The organism is Pseudomonas sp. GW821-FHT02A11, from assembly GCF_059421985.1.
Genome location: NZ_JBWKWB010000001.1, coordinates 216840 through 237405 on the forward strand (window position 1 = coordinate 216840; position 20566 = coordinate 237405).

Genomic DNA, 20566 nt, shown 5'->3' on the forward strand with positions numbered 1-20566 from the left:
GCGAATGAATTCGCTCCCACAGGCCCTCCGCACAATCAAAAAATTCATTGCCTGCCCGGCTCACTCCTGCCGATACGGCAATGCCCCTCGCGCTTCTTCGGCGTACGCCAGAATCCCCGCGCGCTCCTGCTCCAGAAACCCCGTCACCGCCTCACGCAAGCCTGGATGAGCGAGGTAGTGCCACGAGTGAGTGATCACCGGCTCGAACCCGCGAATCAGCTTGTGCTCGCCCTGGGCACCTGCGTCGAAACGCTTGATGCCGTGGGCAATGGCGTAGTCCATGCCCTGATAGAAACAGGTCTCGAAATGCAGCCGGTCGAACTCGGCCAGGCACCCCCAGTAGCGCCCATAGAAACTGTCGCCGCCGATCAGGCTGAACGCCATCGCCACCGGCCTTGAACCCTGTTTGGCCAGCACCACACGAATTGCCTCGGGCATGCGCTCGGCCAGAATGCTGAAGAACTCGCGGGTCAGGTACGGCGCCTGCCCGCGGACCTCATAGGTGTTGGAATAACAGGCGTAAACGAAATCCCAGTGCGCCTCACTCAGTTCATGTCCCGCTAGCCACTGGAAGTCAAACCCCTGCCCCGTCACCTGCTCGCGCTCCTTGCGCATCTGCTTGCGCTTGCGCGAGCTCAAGGCGTCGAGGAAATCCTGAAAGTCGCGATAATCGCGGTTTTGCCAGTGGTACTGACAACCGATGCGCTGCAGCCATTCGGGGTGGTTCGCCAGCAGCGCGTCGGCCACAGGGTCGGTGAAGTTGACGTGCACGCTGGAGAGCTCTTCTGCCTCGGCATAACCGGGCAGGCAGGCGATCAGCTCGCGGCCGTCCTCGGGCGTCTTCGCCAACAGGCGTGGACCGCTGACGGGACTGAACGGCACCGCCACCAGCAGCTTGGGATAGTAGGCAATGCCAGCCCTGCGACAGGCATCGGCCCAGCTGTGATCGAACACGTACTCCCCGTAGGAATGCCACTTGCGGTAACTCGGCAGCGCCGCGATCAGTTGGTCGTTTTCATAATGCAGCAGGTGCTCGGCGCGCCAACCGGAACGTGGCCCGAGGCTGCCGCTGTCTTCCAGCGCACTGAGAAAAGCGTGACGCAAAAACGGCGAATCGCCAGGTATCAGCGCGTCCCATTGCTCGGCTGGCAGATCCGACAACCTGTCCAATCGGTGTAACGACATCGACCTCTCCCCGACTCGCGGACCGCCCGCGCCAATGTTTGCGCATTATCACTGAATGAAACGTTCTGCACATGAAACTTGCGGTGACAACGCTCTAGCTCGCGGGTTCCACGAATCATATACATGTCATCGACATGACATCACCTAGCCATCCCAGTGTCATAAACGATCGTGATACTGGCGCCTGTTTTTAGAGCCCCCGGTTCTTAAAACCTGAATTTTCCGCCCGCCAAACAGGCCGGCTGTTCCCTGGATGGCTTTGTCATCCCTTCTCATTTACGGAGATTGATATGCGTCTTGCTTCCACGAAAACTGCGGCAGCCCTGTGTGGTGGTCTGCTGCTGGCCGCCAGCATTCCGGCCAGCGCCGCAGTCGACGCGAAACTGCTCGACATGCTCAAGGCAAACGGTTCGATTTCCCAGGCTCAGTACACTGAACTGCAAACTGAACTGGCCAAGGATCAGCAGGCTCAGGCACAGGCTCAGAAAGCGACCGCCGACCAGATCGCCGCTGCCCAGGCTGCCAAGTCCTCGGAGCTGTCTGCATTCGAACAGAAAGTGGCATGGGCCGCCAAGACCCAGTTCAAAGGCGACGTACGCGTGCGCCAGGAAACGGTCAAGATCGACGACCAGAACAACAGCCAGGACAAAAACCGTCAGCGTATCCGTATTCGTCTGGGCGCATACACCGACATCAACCCGCAGGTCAGCACCGGCATTCGTATCGCGACCGGTGGCGACAACAAGGCCAACTCCACCAACGTTGACCAGAACGACTACTTCACCAAGAAAGACCTGTGGCTGGATCAGGGTTACATCGACTACCACCCGACGGCCATCCAGAACCTGCACGTCATCGGCGGCAAGATGGCTCAGCCCTGGGTGAGCGAAGGCGACGTGATCTGGGATAGCGACATCAACCCCGAAGGTCTGGCAGCCACGTATAGCCTGCCGATCAACAAATCCTTCGAGCTGTTCGGTAGCGCCGGTACGTACACCCTCAAGGACAACATCAGCGGTGACGGCACTCAGTTCAAGAACGACCTGCGCTTGAACGCAGCTCAGCTGGGTACGCGTATCGGTGTGACCGACGCGATGAAACTGACCGTCGGCGGTTCGGTGTACCAGTACGAGAATTCCAACGACTGTAACCCTGCTGCTGCCAGCACCAGCACCACCTTCTGTGGCCTGAGCATCAACGGCAACAACACCAACGACTTCCGCCTGTATGAAGGCTTCGGTCAACTGGACTTCACCGGCCTGGCCGTTCCACTGGGTCTGTACGGCCAGTACGTCGTCAACAGCGCAACCGACAGCGATCAGGACACGGCATGGCTGGCCGGTATCAAGACCAAGGTCTTCGGCTTCGGTCTGGACTACAACTATCGCGATACGCAGCGTAACGCAGTGGTTGGCGCCTTCACCGATTCCGACTTTGCCAACGGCACCACGGGTTCGCGTGGCCACAAGCTGAGCGTTTCGTACGATGTCGACAAAAACTTCACCCTGGGCGCGACCTACTTCCTGACCAAGGCCGACTTCGCCTTCGCCAACGCCCCGCGTGATGAAGACGCCAACACGCTGCAGCTGGACGTGATTGCCAAGTTCTAAGAAAAGCAGCCGCGCGTTTCGAGCGGCAAGCTTCAAGCTGAAAGCGTCAGACCTTGAGTGCTCCCTCAAGGTCTGAAGTGACACTCACAGCCCGCCGTTGCCCTGTCCGATCCCCATCATCCGTTCCGACAGGTTAGTGCCGGGCTGTTTTTGTTTACGGATGAACGCTTAAGCCCCTGTGGGAGCGAATTCATTCGCGAGAGGCCCGCACAACCGACACAACCATGTCGCCTGATAGATCTTTCGCGAATGAATTCTCCCACAGTTTTTTAGATCCCGGTCTGACCCGAGAACGGCTTAATCATTTCCTGCGCAGAATCACGCTGCCAATCGAATACCCCGCCCCGAACGAGCTCAACACACCCAGCGCGCCGCTTGGCAGGTCGTCCTGGTATTTGTGAAACGCAATCACCGAACCCGCCGAACTGGTGTTGGCGTAGCTGTCGAGAATCACTGGCGCTTCCTCGACGGTAGCGTCCCGGTCCAGCAGCTTCTTGACGATCAGATGGTTCATGCTCAGGTTCGCCTGATGCAGCCAGAAACGCTTCACATCGCTGACGTTGAGGCTGTTTTCGCTCAGGTGCGTGCCCACCAGTTCCGCCACCATCGGGCAGACTTCGCGGAACACCTTGCGGCCTTCCTGCACGAACAGCTTGTCCGGCTTGCCCTCGCCTTCTTCGGCGGTGCGGTTGAGGAAGCCGAAGTTGTTGCGAATGTTGTTGGAGAAACTGGTCAGCAGCTTGGTGCTGACGATGTCGAACTGATGCGCGGACGTCGCCAGGTCAGCACGCTCGACGACCACTGCGGTCGCGGCATCACCGAAGATGAAATGGCTGTCACGGTCGCGGAAGTTCAGGTGCGCGGTGCAGATTTCCGGGCTGATCACCAGCAGGGCACGGGCCTGGCCGAGCTTGACGCTGTTGTAGGCGGTCTGGATACCGAAGGTCGCCGAGGAACAGGCGACGTTCATGTCGAAGCCAAAACCCTGCACGCCGAGCGCCGCCTGGATTTCGATGGAGATGGCCGGATACGCGCGCTGCAGGTTGGAGCAGGCGACGATCACGCCGTCGATGTCGGCAGCGGTTTTGCCCGCCCGTTGCAGAGCCTGCTCAGCTGCCGCAACGCCCATCTGGCAGAGGATCGACCACTCGTCGTTCGAGCGCTCGGGCAAGCGCGGCTTCATGCGTTGCGGGTCGAGAATGCCGTCCTTGTCCATGACGAAGCGGCTCTTGATGCCACTGGCTTTTTCGATGAAAGCGGCGTTGGATTCGGTCAGCGCCTGAACGTCACCGGCCTCGATGGCCGCGGCATTTTCGGCGTTGAACTGCGCAACGTAGGTGTTGAAAGATTGCACCAGCTCATCGTTGGAAATGCTGTTGGCCGGGGTGTAAAGCCCTGTGCCACTGATCACGACGTCGTACACGGTCGTTCCTCTCTCTTGGATGGCAGCAGACAAGACGCCTGCGCAAGCACGGTGCTGGCTGTTTCTGGAACGACAGTACCAATGCGACGTTAAAGACCCGCGTTTACGGGAGATGACTATTTGTGACGCTTTGAGGTTTTAGCCGCGAAGTTTGCCATAACGGCCGGGATTTGGCGCTATCGGGCTGCTGGAATGCACAGGGAACACGATGCTCTTCCCTGTGGGAGCGAATTCATTCGCAAGACGTGGGTACAGACGACAGACATGTATCGAATGTACGGGCCATTGGCGAATGAATTCGCTTCCACAGGTCAATGCGGTGATCACATGAAGTGCAAAAACGTTACCCCTCCACCGCCGTCCACTGCTTATTCAATCGCTTGTCGGAGATCGGCACCTTGGTGCCCAGTTGCTGGCCAAACAGCGACACGCGGTATTCCTCCAGCCACCAGCGGTACACCACCAGCTCGGCGTCGCGCTTGCCTTCCTGAGCGTGTTTGTCGGCGCGAGTCTGGTACTGCGCCCAGAGGTTGCCCAACTCGATGCTCCAGACCCGATCCTTCTGCACCTGGCTGCCGAGCTTCTCGAGGCGCAGCTCGATGGCCTTCAGATAACGCGGCAGCTCCTTGAGCCACTGCGCCGGTGTTTCACGAACAAAGCCCGGATACACCAGTTTGCCCAGCTGCGCCTTGATGTCGTTGAGCGCCACGGCCTGGGCCAGGTCGATCTTGCCCTTGAAGCGTTTCTGCAGGCCGTGCCACAGCTTGAGGATTTCCAGCGTCAGCTTGGCCAGACGCTCGGCGTGTTCGGTGAGGCCGCCACGCTTGCGCTCGGCCAGAGACAGCAGCCCCGCGCCATCGCGAGGCAAGGTGGCTTCGCCTTCCAGAATGCAGGTGTCGAGACTCGCCAGCAGAATGTCTTCGATCAGCGCGTCGACCCGACCCATGTCGCGATACAACAGCGCAAGTTCGGTCTGCCCTGGCAGTTTGCTGCGCAGGAATTTCGCAGGCTCGGCCAGTTGCTGAAGCAGCAGACGCTGCAAGGCGCGACGGTGCTGATATTCGGCTTCTGTCTGGGTCGAGAAGCGGCCTTCCTTGACGGCGCCGCCCTCTTCCACCAGCGCCGGATAGACCGTCATCGACAGCCCGGCGATCTTTTGCTGAGTCTTCTCTTCAACCTTGGCGAAACCCTTGGCCTCCACCGGCTGCTGACTTTTCGCGGTTTGTGGCACGGCCAACGCGGCCTGTCCGGCTTCGGCGAAGCGCGCAGTCAATTCATCCAGATCACGGCCTTCGCCAAGGAACTTGCCGTTGGCGTCGACCACCTCAAGGTTCATCTTCAGATGGTTTTCCAACTGCTGTGCAGCCTCGGCCCAGGCGTCGTCGGTCACCCGCGCACCGGTCATACGCAAGAGCTCGCGGCCCAATGCCTGGGGCAGCGAGCCGTCGGCGAAGACCATGCGCTGCAAGGCGGCCTTGACGAAGTCCGGCACCGGCACGAAATTCTTGCGCAGGGCTTTGGGCAGGTTGCGCACCAGGGCCACGCACTTGGTTTCCAGCAGGCCTGGCACCAGCCATTCCAGACGTTCGGCAGGCAGCGACAACAACAGCGGCGCTGGCACCCGCAGGGTGACGCCGTCGCGCGGGTGGTTAGGCTCGAAGTGGTACGTCAGCGGCAGCGTCAGATCGCCCAGACGCAGGGTATCGGGGTACTGATTGGCCGTGACCTCGCTGGCTTCACGGGCGAGCACATCTTCCTCACGCATGATCAACAGCTGCGGGTTCTTCTGGCTCTCCATCCGATACCAGGCATCGAAGGTCGCGGTCTGGTGAATCTCGGCGGGCAGGCGCTCGTCATAGAAACGGAACAGGGTTTCCTCGTCCGCCAGAATGTCGCGACGGCGGGCCTTGGCCTCCAGTTCGTCGAGCTGTTCAAGCAGCTTGGTGTTGGCACTCAGGCACTTGGCGCGGGACTGAATCTCGCCGCGCACCAGACCTTCACGAATGAAGAATTCGCGCGACACCACCGGATCGATCGGCCCGAAATGCACCGGGCGACGCCCGACCACGATCAGGCCGAACAGGGTGATCTGCTCGAAGGCCACCACCTGGCCGCGCTTCTTCTCCCAATGGGGTTCGAAGTGGTTCTTCTTGATCAGGTGGCCTGCCAGTGGCTCGATCCAGTCCGGTTCGATCTTGGCCACCATGCGCGCGTACAGCTTGGTGGTCTCGACCAGCTCGGCAGCCATGATCCATTGCGGGCGTTTGCGGCCCAGGCCCGATGAAGGATGCACCCAGAAACGCCGCTGACGGGCGCCGAGGTAGTCGCCTTCTTCGGTCTTCTGGCCGATCTGGCTAAGCAAACCGGAGAGCACCGCCTTGTGAAATTTCGGGTAGTCGGCCGGGTCCTTGTTGACGTTCAACTGCAGGTCGCGACAGATCAGGCTGAGCTGGCGGTGGGAGTCACGCCACTCGCGCAGGCGCAGGTAATTGAGGAAGTTACGCCGACACCAGTTGCGCAGCGGGCTGGCCGTCAGGGCCTGGCGTTGCTCCTCGAAACCACGCCACAGATTGACCAGCCCGGCGAAGTCCGAGTCCTGATCCTTCCATTGTGCGTGGGCCTGATCGGCCGCCTGTTGACGCTCGGGCGGACGCTCGCGCGGGTCCTGAATCGACATGGCGCTGGCGACGATCAGCACTTCCTGCAGGCTGCCCTGCTTGGCCGCTTCGAGCAGCATGCGGCCCATGCGCGGGTCCACCGGCAGGCGCGCCAATTGGCGACCGAGCGGGGTCAGCTGGTTCTCGCGGTTGACCGCCGAGAGCTCCTGCAACAGGTTGAAACCGTCGCTGATGGCCTTGCCGTCCGGCGGCTCGATGAACGGGAAATCGGTGATCTGACCCAGACGCAGGTGCAGCATCTGCAGGATAACTGCCGCAAGGTTCGTACGAAGAATCTCGGGATCAGTGAATTCCGGACGCGAAAGAAAATCTTCTTCGCTGTAAAGACGCACGCACAGCCCCGGCTCAACCCGGCCGCAGCGGCCCTTACGCTGATTGGCACTGGCCTGGGAAATGGCCTCGATGGGCAGGCGCTGGACCTTGGCGCGGTAGCTGTAGCGACTGATCCGCGCCGTCCCGGTGTCGATCACGTAGCGGATGCCCGGCACGGTCAGCGAGGTTTCCGCAACGTTGGTGGCCAGCACCACGCGACGGCCCGGATGCGACTGGAAAATCCGCTGTTGCTCGGCTGGCGACAAACGCGCGTAGAGCGGCAGGATTTCGGTATGTTTGAGCTGAGCCTTGCGCAGCATCTCGGCGGCGTCGCGAATCTCGCGCTCACCCGGCAGGAACACCAACACGTCGCCCGGCGACTTGCGTTCGCTGCGCTCGAATGCCGCCAACTCATCGAGAGTCGCGAGAATGGCCTGATCGACGGTCAGGTCTTCCTCGACGCTGTTGCCCTCCTCGTCCTGCTCGGCGGTCATTGGCCGATACCAGGTGTCTACCGGGAACGTCCGCCCTGAGACTTCGATGATCGGCGCCTTGTCGAAATGCTCCGAAAAACGCTCGAGGTCGATGGTCGCCGAGGTGATGATCACCTTTAGATCCGGCCGACGTGGCAGCAGGGTTTTCAGGTAACCCAGCAGAAAATCGATGTTCAGGCTGCGTTCGTGGGCTTCGTCGACGATGATCGTGTCGTAGCGTTCCAGGAAGCGGTCGTGCTGGGTTTCGGCCAGCAGAATACCGTCAGTCATCAGCTTGATCAGGGTGTTCTGATCGCTCTGATCCTCGAAGCGCACTTGATAGCCGACCAACCCGCCCAACGGCGTGCCGATTTCTTCGGCGACCCGGCTGGCCACGCTGCGCGCCGCGATCCGGCGAGGCTGGGTGTGGCCGATCAGGCCATGCTGACCACGCCCGATTTCCAGACAGATCTTTGGCAACTGCGTGGTTTTACCCGAGCCGGTTTCGCCCGCGATGATCAGCACCTGATGCTTGAGCAGCGCATCCTTGATCTCGTCACGCTTGGCGGCAATCGGCAGGTTTTCGTCGTAACGGATGGTCGGCACGCTCTGCTTGCGACCCGTGACCAGCGCACACGACGCCTGTACACGCTCCGCCCACTGCGCCAACTTGCCTTCGTCGGGCTTCTTGCGCAGTTCGTGCAACTGGCGACGCAGGCGATGACGATCACTGATCATCGCGTGGTCGAGGTTCTTGAGCAGTTGGTCGATGGAGGGCGATTCGTCGGTCATCAGGGCGCGAAGTCTTTTCTATTCTGAATTCAGGGCGCGGATTGTCGCAGATTTGCTCGCGGACGACACATCGTAGGAGCGCGCTTGCCCGCGATGGCGGCGTGCTTGATACACATTTGCCGACAGACACACCGCGTCGCGGGCAAGCGCGCTCCTACAAGATAGTGAACACCCATCAATATTTGGCGCGGCAAGAACCCTGTAGGAGTGAGCTTGCTCGCGATGGCGTCCAAACATTCAAAGTCTGCGATACAGACATACCGCCATCGCGAGCAAGCTCACTCCTAACAGGACCGTGTTGGGCGGTAAGACGACAAACCCCGCACTCAGCGGGGTTTGTCGGTAGCGCGGCGAATCAGGCCGGTTTTTTCAGCGCCAGCTTCTTCAACTCTTCATCACGCAGTTCGCGACGCAGAATCTTGCCGACGTTGGTGGTCGGTAGCGCGTCGCGGAATTCCACGCTGCGCGGCACCTTGTACGCTGTAACATTGGCGCGCATGTGTTCCATGACCTGATCCTTGCTCAGGGTCGCGCCCGGTCTGACCACCACGAAAATCTTGATCGCCTCGCCCGATTTCTCGTCCGGCACGCCGATAGCCGCGCATTGCAGCACACCCGGCAGGGTCGCCAGCACGTCTTCCAGCTCGTTGGGGTAGACGTTGAAACCGGACACCAGAATCATGTCCTTCTTGCGGTCGACGATGCGCATGTAGCCATCCGGCTGGATGATCGCGATGTCGCCGGTCTTCAGCCAGCCTTCGGCGTCGAGCATTTCGTCGGTCGCGTCCTGACGCTGCCAGTAGCCTTTCATCACTTGCGGGCCCTTGACGCACAGCTCGCCCACTTCACCCAGCGGCAGCTCTTCGCCAGCGTCGTTGATGGTCTTGCACAGGGTCGACGGCACCGGAATGCCGATGGTGCCCATCTGGATCTTCTGGATCGGGTTGACGGTGGCCACCGGGCTGGTTTCGGTCATGCCATAACCTTCGCAGATCGAGCAGCCGGTCACTTCCTTCCAGCGCTCGGCGGCAGCCTGTTGCAGCGCCATGCCGCCAGACAGGGTGACTTTCAAAGCGGAGAAATCCAGGTTGCGGAAATCGGCGTTATTGCACAGCGCCACGAACAGCGTGTTCAGGCCAACGAAGCCGCTGAACTTCCATTTGGAGAGTTCCTTGACCATCGCCGACAAGTCACGCGGATTGCTGATCAGGATGTTGTGGTTGCCGATCAGCATCATCGACATGCAGTGAAAGGTGAACGCATAGATGTGGTACAGCGGCAGCGGGGTGATGAGGATTTCCGTGCCTTCGTTAAGGTTCGAACCCATCAGCGCCTTGCATTGCAGCATGTTGGCGATCAGGTTGCGGTGGGTCAGCATCGCGCCCTTGGCCACGCCCGTGGTGCCGCCGGTGTATTGCAGCACAGCCACGTCGCTGGCTTTGGGGGAGGCATCGTTGACCGCTTTGCCATGCCCCTGAGCCAGCACGTCGTTGAACTTGACGGCCTTAGGCAGATGAAACGGCGGAACCATTTTCTTCACGTATTTGATGACGCTGTTGACCAGCAGGCGCTTGAGCGGCGGCAGCAGGTCGGCGACTTCGGTGACGATAACGTGCTTGACGCCGGTCTTGGGCACGACCTTTTCGGCCAGGTGCGCCATGTTCGCCAGGCATACCAGCGCCTTGGCACCGGAGTCGTTGAATTGGTGTTCCATTTCCCGCGCGGTGTACAGCGGGTTGGTGTTGACCACGATCAGGCCTGCGCGAATCGCACCGAAAACGGCGATCGGGTATTGCAGCACGTTAGGCAGTTGCACGGCGATGCGATCGCCCGGCTGCAGGTCTGTGTGGTGTTGCAGATACGCCGCGAACGCACCGGACAGCGTGTACATCTCACCATAAGTGAGTGTCTTGCCAAGGTTGCTAAACGCAGGTTTGTTGGCGAAACGCTCGCAGGACTGTTTCAATACCGCCTGAACGTTTGGATACTCGTCCGGATCGATATCGGCAGCAATGCCAGACGGATATTTATCCTTCCAGAAGTTTTCGATCATGGAAGCCGACTCCTCAGCGACAGCGTTTCTACACACCGCTCAATGCGATGATTTCTTGTGTTTGGAATGTTTGTAGCAACCGCTTTCTGCTTATCGACAGAACAAAAAGCGGGCCGAGCGTAGCAGCTTTGCCAAAGGCCGACCAGAGGCAAAAGCAGGCCCTGCAGTCATAAATATGACTCTTGACTATTAGCTAGTCACGTTTAGAGCAATGAACCTAAATGTCGGAAAAAGCTTGGTTTTACGTGCCCTGACTGGCTTAGTCCTCCACCTGTGGGAGCGAATTCATTCGCGAGGCGTCGGCATGACCGACCGATATATTGCGCCTGCACCTTGGTCTCGCGAATGAATTCGCTCCCACAGATTGAGCGGCGTCACTCTTTCACCGCAAAAAAACGGCGTGTTTCTCAACACGCCGTTTCAGTTTATGGCCCCTCAGGCAATGTCGCGCAGCTCTCGCCGCAGGATCTTGCCTACCGGGGTCATCGGCAACGACTCACGCAGCACAATGTGCTTGGGAATCTTGTAGCCGGTGAAGTTTTCCTTGCAGTAGGCCTTGAGTTCCTCGGTGGTCAGGCTCGAATCCCTCAGCACCACGAACAGCTTCACCGCCTCCCCTGAACGCTCGTCCGGCACGCCGATCACCGCGCAGTTGACGACCTTCGGATGGCGAGACACCACGTCTTCGATCTCATTGGGGTAAACGTTGAAGCCCGACACAATGATCAGATCTTTCTTACGGTCGACAATGCGGATGAACCCGTCCGGATCGATCACGGCGATGTCGCCGGTCTTGAGCCAGCCTTCACTGTCGATGACTTCGGCGGTGGCGTCCGGTTTGTGCCAGTAGCCGAGCATGATCTGCGGGCCCTTGAGGCACAGCTCGCCGCGCTCGCCGAGGGGCATTTCAACACCTTCGTCATTGATGACCTTGGCCGTGGTGCCCGGCACTGGCATGCCTACTGTGCCCAGTTTCGAGTGGTTGCCGTACGGGTTGGCAGTGGCCACTGGCGAGGTTTCGGTCAGGCCGTAGCCTTCGACGATCGGGCAGCCGGTAAGGCTCACCCAGCGTTCAGCGGTGGCCTTGACCAGCGCTGTGCCGCCGGAGTTGGTCAGACGCAGGCTGGAAAAATCCAGGCGCTTGAAATCCGGGTGATCCATCAGCGCCACGAACAGTGTGTTGAGGCCAAGCATCGCCGAGAACTTCCATTTCTTCAGCTCTTTGATGAAGCCGCCGATGTCGCGAGGGTTGGTGATCAGCACGTTGTGGTTGCCGCTGACCATCATGCACATGCAGTTACAGGTGAAGGCGTAGATGTGATACATCGGCAGCGGCGCGATCATGATCTCGCTGCCCTGCTTGAAGATCGGCAGGCCGTCGGGGCCGTGCTGCAGCATGCAGGCATAGACCTGCTGCATGTTGGCGACCAGATTGCCGTGGGTCAGCATCGCGCCCTTGGGCGAGCCAGTGGTGCCGCCGGTGTATTGCAGGACGGCGATGTCGTCCAGGTCCAGCGGCACCCGCTGCAGATGATCGCCCTGCCCCAGCTTGAGCACGCTCTTGAACGAGACCGCCTGCGGCAGGTGGTACTCGGGCACCATCTTCTTGACCTTGTCGACCACCGTGTTGATCAGCCAGCCCTTGGCGGCGGACTGCATGTCGCCCATCTTCACTTCGATCAGGTACTGAATGTCGGTGTCGGGCAGCACTTCCTGCACGTTCTTGCCGAACACGTTCAGGTACACCAACGCGCGGGCGCCGGAGTCCTTGAACTGATGACGCATCTCGCGGGCGGTGTACAGCGGGTTGGTGTTGACCACGATCAGCCCGGCGCGCATGGCACCGAAGACCGCAATGGGGTACTGAATGAGATTGGGCATCTGCACGGCAATGCGATCACCCGGTTTGAGCTCGGTCTGTTGCTGCAGATAACCGGCAAACGCCGCCGACTGCCGCTCAAGCTCGGCGTAGGTGAGCGTCACACCCATGTTGCTGTAGGCGGGACGGTCCGCGTACTTCTTGCAATTGCGCTCGAAGACTTCGACCACCGACTTGTAAGCGTGCAGGTCTACCTCGCAGAGCACGCCTGCCGGGCGCTTGTCGTTCCAGAAATCAGGTTGCATGTTGTTTTTATCCTCTTACCTGAGCGTGCGGTTACCAAGCGGGTGCTTGCCGGACGTTAGCAGCTGGCACTAAGAAGGCAAATAGCGCTGCTGGCGTCATCAATGACGTGAATCTTGCGGGTGATCTGACCGTCATCCCACAACGGCTATACACTTCTGAAACGCAGCCACTAAAGCGTTTTTTCAAGACAATTTTATACAAGGCCAGGGAAACGCCATGAAACATGATGCCTTTTGGCTGGACACATCCGATCACAATTGCTTGTTCGTCAACGCCTGGTTGCCCGACGAGGCCGCCAAGGCGGTGGTGATGCTGTCCCATGGCATGGCCGAACACAGCGGCCGCTACGACCGATTGGGCACGGCGCTGGCTGATGCGAGCTTTGCCCTGTATGCACCTGATCAACGGGGCCATGGTCGCACCGCCGAGCACGGAGTACTGGGGCACTACGCCGCTCAGGATGGCTGGAACAAGGTGGTGGGCGACCTGGCGAGCCTCAATGCCTCCATTGCCCAGCGACATCCGGGCGTGCCGATTTTCTTGCTGGGTCACAGCATGGGCAGTTACATCGCCCAGGCATACCTGATGCACCACAGCGCCAGCCTGCAGGGCGCGGTCTTGAGCGGGTCGAACTTTCAGCCGGTGTCGCTTTACCGCACCGCCGCCGTGGTGGCGCGCATGGAGCGCTGGCGGCAGGGCCCCACCGGACGCAGTGGGTTGATCGAGTTTCTGTCGTTTGGCTCGTTCAACAATAAATTCAAGCCGGTGCGTACGTCATTTGACTGGCTGAGCCGCGACCCGGCCGAGGTCGACAAATACGTGAACGACCCGCTGTGCGGCTTTCGCTGCACCAACCAGTTCTGGCTGGATATGCTCGGCGGCTTGCAACAGATCAGCAAACCCTCGAACCTTGCGCAGATCGACAAAAGCCTGCCGCTGCTGATCATGGGCGGCGAATGTGATCCGGTGAGCGAAGGCAAGCGTCTCAAGGATCTGGCCGACGCCCTGACCGGCACCGGACATCATGCCGTCACCTTGCAGATCTACCCGCAAGCGCGGCACGAACTGCTCAACGAAACCAACCGCGAGCAGGTCACCCATGATCTACTCGCCTGGCTCGACAGCGCGCTGACCGAGCCGCGGCCGCGTCGCAGTGAGTGACGCGCGGTTTTTCACTTTTTATTTTCACGTCACAGGACCGCAACATGACTCAAGTCACCAACACACCGTATGAAGCCCTCGAAGTCGGCCAGACCGCCAGCTACAGCAAGACCGTCGAAGAGCGGCATATTCAGCTGTTCGCCGAGATGTCCGGCGATCGCAACCCGGTGCACCTGGATGCTGAGTTCGCGGCCAAGACCATGTTCAAGGATCGCATCGCCCACGGGATGTTCAGCGGCGCACTGATCAGTGCGGCGGTCGCGTGCGAGCTGCCTGGGCCGGGCACGATTTACTTGGGACAGAAGATGAGCTTTCAAAAGCCGGTGAAGATTGGCGATACGTTGACGGTGCGTCTGGAGATTCTGGAGAAGCTGCCGAAGTTTCGGGTACGCATTGCCACGAACGTGTTCAACCAGAACGATGAGTTGGTGGTTGAAGGTGAGGCGGAGATTCTGGCGCCGCGTAAGGAGCAGACGGTGAGCCTGGCGCAGTTGCCGGTCATTACTGTGGGTTGATGGTTTTTTACGCCACGCGGGCGATTCTCTGTGGGAGGCTCTCGGAATAGCCTTTCCGGCCCCCCCAAAAAAAACGGGCAACCGAAGTTGCCCAAAATGCCTTGCGTGCTCTTTTTATTGGAGACTCAATCCTTGCCGCGCGTGTGCGAGTCCCTCCAGATAAACAACGACAGGCCTGCAAAAAAGCTCAGCATCAACATCACCGTGCAGACACCCGCTATCACCGCATGATCGAGAAACATGAACGCCCCCTCCCGCTGTGACCCTGTTCGATAGGACACAGATTACGCAGAGGGGGTTTGGGAGGTGTTGATCCAAATCAATGCCGCGACGCGACAAACAACCGGATCAAAAAAGACAGGAAAGGAGGTCTAGCGCTTTTTCGGTTTGTGCTTCGATTTCTTCCTGGCCTTGCCCAACGGCATGGCCTGCTCAAATGCCTGACGCACTTCATTCAGACGCTTGTCGTTGAGGTCATGCACACGCTTGGCGCGCTCGACACTCAGGTCTACCAGTTTTTCATCGCTCATGGCGTGCTGCTCTCGAATGGCCAATGGCGACAATAATGCGCAATCGCGCAGGCGCTGACCAGACTCAGACCTTCAGATCGACCCACAAGCCCTGACGCGGCTCGTCGTCGATGATTGGCACCACCGGCACAGTGTTGTCGGCATTCAGGTAATCGCCTGGGATGGCAGGGCCGCTATGGGCCAGCTGCGGCGAGACGTCTTCAGCGTCCTCGTCCAGATCGGGATGGCGATCGGCAGTGCGGCGGTCCCGGCGTCGTCGTTGCTGTCGGCGTTGTTCTTCGCGCAGCATTAACTGCGCCTGCTCAGGGTCGCGCTCGCCCATATTGATGGTGCTTTCATTGGAGCTTGGCTGCACGGGCGTCACTGGCGGGATGTCCGGCGTGGCTTTGACCGGGTCCTGCTGCGCCGTCACGGGGGCCGCACTCAAGGGAATCAGCGGTGGCAGCATGGTAATGGTCTCCTGTTATCAAGCTGTCGGCTGCCGTTTCGTCGACTTGAGCCGTTCGGTGGGCAAGTTTCGACTATGTTTTTCGCAACAAGTGCCCGGTGAGGGCCACCGACCCAATAAATACGGGGCTTTTTGTATTGTGGCTTTGGACTGGCGACTTGTTCCGTTACCATAGTCGGCTTTTTCAAGGCGGGAGTCAGGCAGCATGGCGCAGCAGTATCAACCGGGGCAACGCTGGATTAGCGACAGCGAAGCCGAGCTGGGTTTGGGCACCGTTCTGGCACAGGACGGCCGCTTGTTGACCGTGCTCTATCCGGCCACTGGCGACACCCGCCAGTATGCTTTGCGCAATGCGCCGCTGACGCGGGTGCGCTTCTCGCCGGGTGACACCATCACCCACTTCGAGAACTGGAAAATGACCGTTCGCGAGGTCGAGGACGCTGATGGCCTGCTGGTCTACCACGGCCTCAACGCGCAGAACCAGCCGGTGACCCTGCCGGAAACCCAGCTCTCGAACTTCATTCAATTCCGTCTGGCCAGCGATCGTCTGTTCGCCGGGCAGATCGACCCGCTGGCCTGGTTTTCCCTGCGCTATCACACGCTGGAACACACCAGCCGCCAACTGCAATCGTCGCTGTGGGGCCTGGGCGGCGTTCGCGCGCAGCCTATCGCGCATCAGCTGCACATCGCCCGTGAAGTCGCCGACCGTATCGCGCCGCGGGTTCTGCTGGCCGACGAAGTGGGTCTGGGCAAGACCATCGAAGCCGGTCTGGTGATCCATCGCCAGTTGCTGTCGGGCCGCGCCAACCGCGTGCTGATCCTGGTCCCGGAAAACCTGCAGCACCAGTGGCTGGTGGAAATGCGCCGCCGCTTCAACCTGCAGGTCGCGCTATTCGACGCCGAGCGCTTCATCGAGAGCGATGCCAGCAACCCGTTCGAAGACACGCAACTGGCGCTGGTTTCGCTGGAGTGGCTGGTGGACGACGAGAAGGCTCAGGACGCGTTGTTCGCAGCCGGCTGGGATCTGCTGGTGGTCGACGAAGCGCACCACCTGGTCTGGCACGAAGACAAGGCCAGCCGCGAATACTCGCTGGTCGAGCAACTGGCTGAAGTCATTCCCGGCGTGCTGCTGCTCACCGCGACCCCGGAACAACTGGGTCAGGACAGCCACTTCGCCCGGCTGCGCCTGCTCGACCCGAACCGTTTCCACGACCTGAAAGCCTTCCGCGCCGAGAGCGAAAACTATCGCCCGGTGGCCGAAGCCGTTCAGGAACTTCTTGATCAAGGCCGCCTGTCGCCTGAAGCCCACGAAACCATTCACGGCTTCCTCGGCGCTGAAGGCGAAGCCCTGCTGGGCGCCGTGGCCGATGGCGACAGCGAAGCCAGCGCGCGTTTGATTCGCGAGCTGCTGGACCGTCACGGCACCGGCCGCGTGCTGTTCCGCAATACCCGCGCCGCCGTGCAAGGCTTCCCGGAGCGCAAACTTCACCCGTACCCGCTGCCGTGCCCGGCCGAATACCTCGAACTGCCGATGGGCGAACACGCCGACCTATACCCGGAAGTCAGCTTCCAGGCCCAGGGCGAAACCAGCGAAGAAGAACGCTGGTGGCGTTTCGACCCGCGCGTCGACTGGCTGATCGACACCTTGAAGATGCTCAAGCGCGTCAAGGTGCTGGTGATCTGCGCTCACGCCGAAACCGCGATGGACCTGGAAGACGCCCTGCGCGTGCGTTCCGGCATTCCGGCCACCGTGTTCCATGAGGGCATGAACATCCTGGAACGCGACCGCGCCGCGGCTTACTTCGCCGACGAAGAGTTTGGCGCGCAGGTGCTGATCTGCTCGGAAATCGGCAGTGAAGGCCGCAACTTCCAGTTCTCGCACCATCTGGTGCTGTTCGACCTGCCAGCGCACCCGGACCTGCTGGAGCAGCGTATCGGCCGTCTGGACCGCATCGGGCAGAAGCACATCATCGAGCTGCACGTGCCGTATCTGGAAACCAGCCCGCAAGAGCGCCTGTTCCAGTGGTACCACCAGGCGCTGAACGCCTTCCTCAATACCTGCCCGACCGGCAACGCCCTGCAACACCAGTTCGGCCCGCGTCTGCTGCCGCAACTCGAAGGCGGCGACGAAGACGACTGGCAAGCGCTGGTCACCGAAGCGCGCGCTGAGCGTGAGCGTCTGGAAACCGAGCTGCACACTGGTCGCGACCGACTGCTGGAACTCAACTCAGGCGGCGCGGGCGAAGGCGAAGCGCTGGTCGAGGCGATCCTTGAGCAGGACGATCAGTTCACCCTGCCGATCTACATGGAAACCCTGTTCGACGCATTCGGCATCGACAGCGAAGACCATTCGGAAAACGCGCTGATCCTCAAGCCGAGCGAGAAGATGCTCGACGCCAGCTTCCCGCTGGGCGACGACGAAGGCGTGACCATCACCTACGACCGCAACCAGGCGTTGTCCCGCGAGGACATGCAGTTCATTACCTGGGAGCACCCGATGGTGCAAGGCGGCATGGACCTCGTACTGTCCGGGTCCATGGGCAATACCGCTGTCGCGCTGATCAAGAACAAGGCGCTCAAACCGGGCACCGTGCTGCTTGAGCTGCTTTACGTCAGCGAAGTGGTCGCCCCGCGCTCGCTGCAGCTGGGTCGCTACCTGCCGCCGGCCGCTCTGCGCTGCCTGCTGGACGGTAACGGCAACGATCTGTCGGGCCGTGTGTCCTTCACTACCTTGAACGATCAACTGGAAAGCGTGCCGCGTGCCAGCGCCAACAAATTCATCCAGGCCCAGCGTGACGTGCTCAACCCGCAGATCAATGCCGGTGAAGCCAAGGTCGCACCGAAACACGCCGAGCGCGTGGCCGAAGCCCAGCGTCGCCTGGCTGCTGATACCGATGAAGAACTGGCGCGCCTGACGGCGTTGCAAGCGGTCAACCCGACCGTGCGCGACAGCGAACTGACCGCCCTGCGCGAATTGCGCGAGCAAGGGCTGGCGATGCTGGACAAGGCAGCGCTGCGCCTTGAAGCGATTCGGGTGTTGGTCGCGGGTTAAACCACCTCGCCGCAAAGGATGCGGCGAACACAAACCTTTGTAGGAGCGCGCTTGCCCGCGATATCGGTATGTCTGTCACCCACTCTGTTGGATGTGCCGACGCCATCGCGGGCAAGCGCGCTCCTACAGGGGTTCGCAAACAGTTTCGTACCAGGGTTACACCACCGACGGCTTCGCTCCCTGCCCCACCGGCTCATCGGCCACCATCCCTTCGCGCATCCGCTGTGCATCGCGGCTGAAGCATTTCGACGCAATCACCAGAAATACCAGCGTGAAAAACAACGCACCGGGAATCAGGTACATCATCGCGTCATGCAGCCCCACCGCCTTGAACGCCTCGGTCATCTGCTCGACCTGCGCCACCGCCATCGCCGTGTGGGCGAAGTGATCGGACAGCAGCCCTGCCACCACCGGCCCCAGTCCTCCACCCAGCAGATACAGCCCGGCAAAGAACAGCGCCATGGCCGTGGCCCGCAGTCGCGGCTGCACGACGTCCTGAATGGCGGTGTAAACGCAGGTGTAGAAGTTGTAGGAAAACAGCCAGCCCAGGCTGAACACGCCGACGAACACGCCGATTTCGATACGCCCGGCATGCAGCGCGTAACCGGTGCACAGGCAGGCGATGGTCATGCTCAACGCCGCGAACATCAAACGGCCATTGGCCCAGCGCTGATGCAGTTTGTCCGCCACCCAACCGCCCGCCGTCAGGCCGATCAGCCCGGTCACGCCGACGATCAGCCCGGTGGCCATGGCCGCCTCCTGCAGCGGCAGCAGGAAATAACGCTGCAGCATTGGCACCATGAACGAGTTGCAGGCATAGGTGGCGAAGTTGAAAGCCAGGCCCGCCAGCACCAGCCAGCGAAACGTCGGGATGGCCAGCACGCGGCGGATTGGCCGGTCGATCTTTTCCTCGGACACCGCCACGCTTTCCGCTGCCCCTCGGGCCGGCTCGCGAATCATGAACATGAATAACGCTAGAATCAGCCCCGGCACGGCGGCGATGAAGAACGGCGCGCGCCAGCTGTCGAACGCCTTGACCATTGCACCGATGGTGAAGAACGCCAGCAGCAGCCCCAGCGGTAATCCGAGCATGAAAATCCCCATGGCCCGCGAGCGCTTATGGGCAGGGAACAAGTCGCCGATCAGCGAGTTGGCGGCGGGTGCGTAACTCGCCTCGCCAATCCCCACACCCATGCGCACCAGTAGAAATGTCCAGAAACTGCCAACCAGACCATTCACGGCGGTCAGCCCGCTCCACACCGCCAGGCCCCAACCCATCAGCTTGCGACGCGAGCCATTGTCGGCCATGCGTCCCAGCGGCAGGCCGGCGATGGCATAGACCAAGGTGAATGCGGTGCCGATGATCCCGAGCTGGAAATCGCTCAGGGACCATTCCTTACGAATGGGCTCGATGATGATGGCCGGGATGGTGCGGTCGAAGAAATTGAACAGGTTGGCCAGAAACAGCAGAAACAGAATGCGCCACGCGTTCGCTGCCTGAGTCGAATGATCCATGTGTCGTTCTCTTTTTTGTTGTTGTGTGGCCAGACACCAGCGCCGTAACGCTGAAATCTAGACAGCCGCGCTGAGCCTGTCTGTGATCATTCGCAAGGCTGATACCCCTCCATTGAAGGGCGCATCCGACAAAGGAGCCCCGTCAGTACACGGCGCTGAACTATATTTTCTCAACCCACTTCCCAAGCTCATGCGAAAGCCTAGAATGAGCGCCTTTCCTCCCTGCCCCTCCCCCTTTTTCGCGGTTCGAATCTATGTCCGACGTCAGTCCGTGCCTGAATTGTGGTGCCTGCTGTTCACACTTTCGCGTGTCCTTTTTCTGGGGCGAGTGCGCGTCGTCGGGCGGAACCGTGCCGGACGACCTGGTGGAAAGCATCAGCCCCAGCCGTGTCGCCATGCTGGGCACCGATCGCAAATCACCGCGCTGTGTGGCGCTTGAAGGCGAGGTCGGCAAGGCCGTGAGCTGTTCAATTTATGAACAGCGTTCGACGCTTTGTCGCGAGTTCGAGTCGTCGTGGGAACACGGTGAGCACAATCCCTCGTGCGACAAGGCACGCGCGGCATTTGGCCTGCTTGCGCTTGAACGACCGGAAGGGCTCGCGCAAACCCTCCAACTGCATACAGTCATCGCCTCTTAGAACCTTTGGCGATTGATGTTATTTCCAAATAGTTGGTACATCCGTCTCCCAACACC

General features: G+C 60.4%; 14 protein-coding genes. 5 read left to right on the forward strand and 9 right to left on the reverse strand.

Translation table 11 applies throughout. From position 1 onward, the window contains the following. Window positions 1-60: 60 nt before the first annotated feature. Window positions 61-1185: a GNAT family N-acetyltransferase gene (locus AC07V9_RS01065; protein WP_495013845.1), complete on the reverse strand. Its 1125-nt coding sequence runs from the start codon at window positions 1183-1185 to the stop codon at window positions 61-63. 290 nt (window positions 1186-1475) lie between these two features. Between AC07V9_RS01065 and AC07V9_RS01070 the strand changes: the two genes are divergently transcribed. Continuing rightward, on the forward strand, window positions 1476-2795 hold the full coding sequence (locus AC07V9_RS01070; protein ID WP_495013846.1) for a putative porin: 1320 nt from the start codon (window positions 1476-1478) through the stop codon (window positions 2793-2795). Between the two features lie 301 nt (window positions 2796-3096). Here AC07V9_RS01070 and AC07V9_RS01075 read toward each other — a convergent pair whose 3' ends face one another. The 4 genes from AC07V9_RS01075 to fadD2 all read right to left on the reverse strand — a co-directional run bounded on the left by AC07V9_RS01075 (window position 3097) and on the right by fadD2 (window position 12650). Then, complete coding sequence (locus AC07V9_RS01075) at window positions 3097-4218, reverse strand: beta-ketoacyl-ACP synthase III (protein WP_495013847.1); 1122 nt, start codon at window positions 4216-4218, stop codon at window positions 3097-3099. Between the two features lie 343 nt (window positions 4219-4561). After that, window positions 4562-8473, reverse strand: a complete 3912-nt coding sequence (gene hrpA / locus AC07V9_RS01080) for an ATP-dependent RNA helicase HrpA (protein ID WP_495013848.1) — start codon at window positions 8471-8473, stop codon at window positions 4562-4564. A gap of 355 nt (window positions 8474-8828) precedes the next feature. Then, window positions 8829-10526 (reverse strand): long-chain-fatty-acid--CoA ligase FadD1, encoded by a 1698-nt coding sequence (gene fadD1 / locus AC07V9_RS01085; RefSeq protein ID WP_495013849.1) that lies wholly within the window; start codon window positions 10524-10526, stop codon window positions 8829-8831. Window positions 10527-10961: 435 nt separating this feature from the next. Further along, window positions 10962-12650, reverse strand: a complete 1689-nt coding sequence (fadD2, locus tag AC07V9_RS01090; RefSeq protein WP_495013850.1) for a long-chain-fatty-acid--CoA ligase FadD2 — start codon at window positions 12648-12650, stop codon at window positions 10962-10964. A 217-nt stretch (window positions 12651-12867) separates the two neighbouring features. Here fadD2 and AC07V9_RS01095 point away from each other — a divergent pair, with 217 nt between their 5' ends. Continuing rightward, window positions 12868-13812 carry an alpha/beta hydrolase gene (locus AC07V9_RS01095; RefSeq protein ID WP_495013851.1) on the forward strand — a complete coding sequence of 315 codons (945 nt, stop codon included), beginning with the start codon at window positions 12868-12870 and terminating at the stop codon, window positions 13810-13812. A gap of 44 nt (window positions 13813-13856) precedes the next feature. Then, the gene (locus AC07V9_RS01100; RefSeq protein WP_495013852.1) at window positions 13857-14327 is read left to right on the forward strand and encodes a MaoC family dehydratase; all 471 of its coding nucleotides are present in this window, start codon (window positions 13857-13859) and stop codon (window positions 14325-14327) included. A gap of 125 nt (window positions 14328-14452) precedes the next feature. Here AC07V9_RS01100 and ccoM read toward each other — a convergent pair whose 3' ends face one another. The 3 genes from ccoM to AC07V9_RS01115 all read right to left on the reverse strand — a co-directional run bounded on the left by ccoM (window position 14453) and on the right by AC07V9_RS01115 (window position 15305). Then, window positions 14453-14569 carry a cytochrome c oxidase subunit CcoM gene (ccoM, locus tag AC07V9_RS01105; protein WP_495013853.1) on the reverse strand — a complete coding sequence of 39 codons (117 nt, stop codon included), beginning with the start codon at window positions 14567-14569 and terminating at the stop codon, window positions 14453-14455. A gap of 129 nt (window positions 14570-14698) precedes the next feature. Then, complete coding sequence (locus tag AC07V9_RS01110; protein ID WP_495013854.1) at window positions 14699-14857, reverse strand: hypothetical protein; 159 nt, start codon at window positions 14855-14857, stop codon at window positions 14699-14701. Window positions 14858-14921: 64 nt separating this feature from the next. After that, a complete protein-coding gene (locus tag AC07V9_RS01115) occupies window positions 14922-15305 on the reverse strand; it encodes an aspartate-semialdehyde dehydrogenase (RefSeq protein WP_495013855.1) in 384 nt (127 codons plus the stop codon). 205 nt (window positions 15306-15510) lie between these two features. Between AC07V9_RS01115 and rapA the strand changes: the two genes are divergently transcribed. Then, complete coding sequence (rapA, locus tag AC07V9_RS01120) at window positions 15511-18357, forward strand: RNA polymerase-associated protein RapA (RefSeq protein WP_495013856.1); 2847 nt, start codon at window positions 15511-15513, stop codon at window positions 18355-18357. A 156-nt stretch (window positions 18358-18513) separates the two neighbouring features. Here the strand turns inward: rapA and AC07V9_RS01125 are convergent, their stop codons facing one another. Beyond that, on the reverse strand, window positions 18514-19905 hold the full coding sequence (locus AC07V9_RS01125) for a spinster family MFS transporter (RefSeq protein WP_495014119.1): 1392 nt from the start codon (window positions 19903-19905) through the stop codon (window positions 18514-18516). A 221-nt stretch (window positions 19906-20126) separates the two neighbouring features. Between AC07V9_RS01125 and AC07V9_RS01130 the strand changes: the two genes are divergently transcribed. Continuing rightward, the gene (locus tag AC07V9_RS01130; protein WP_495013857.1) at window positions 20127-20510 is read left to right on the forward strand and encodes a YkgJ family cysteine cluster protein; all 384 of its coding nucleotides are present in this window, start codon (window positions 20127-20129) and stop codon (window positions 20508-20510) included. The last annotated feature ends 56 nt before the right edge of the window (window positions 20511-20566 follow it).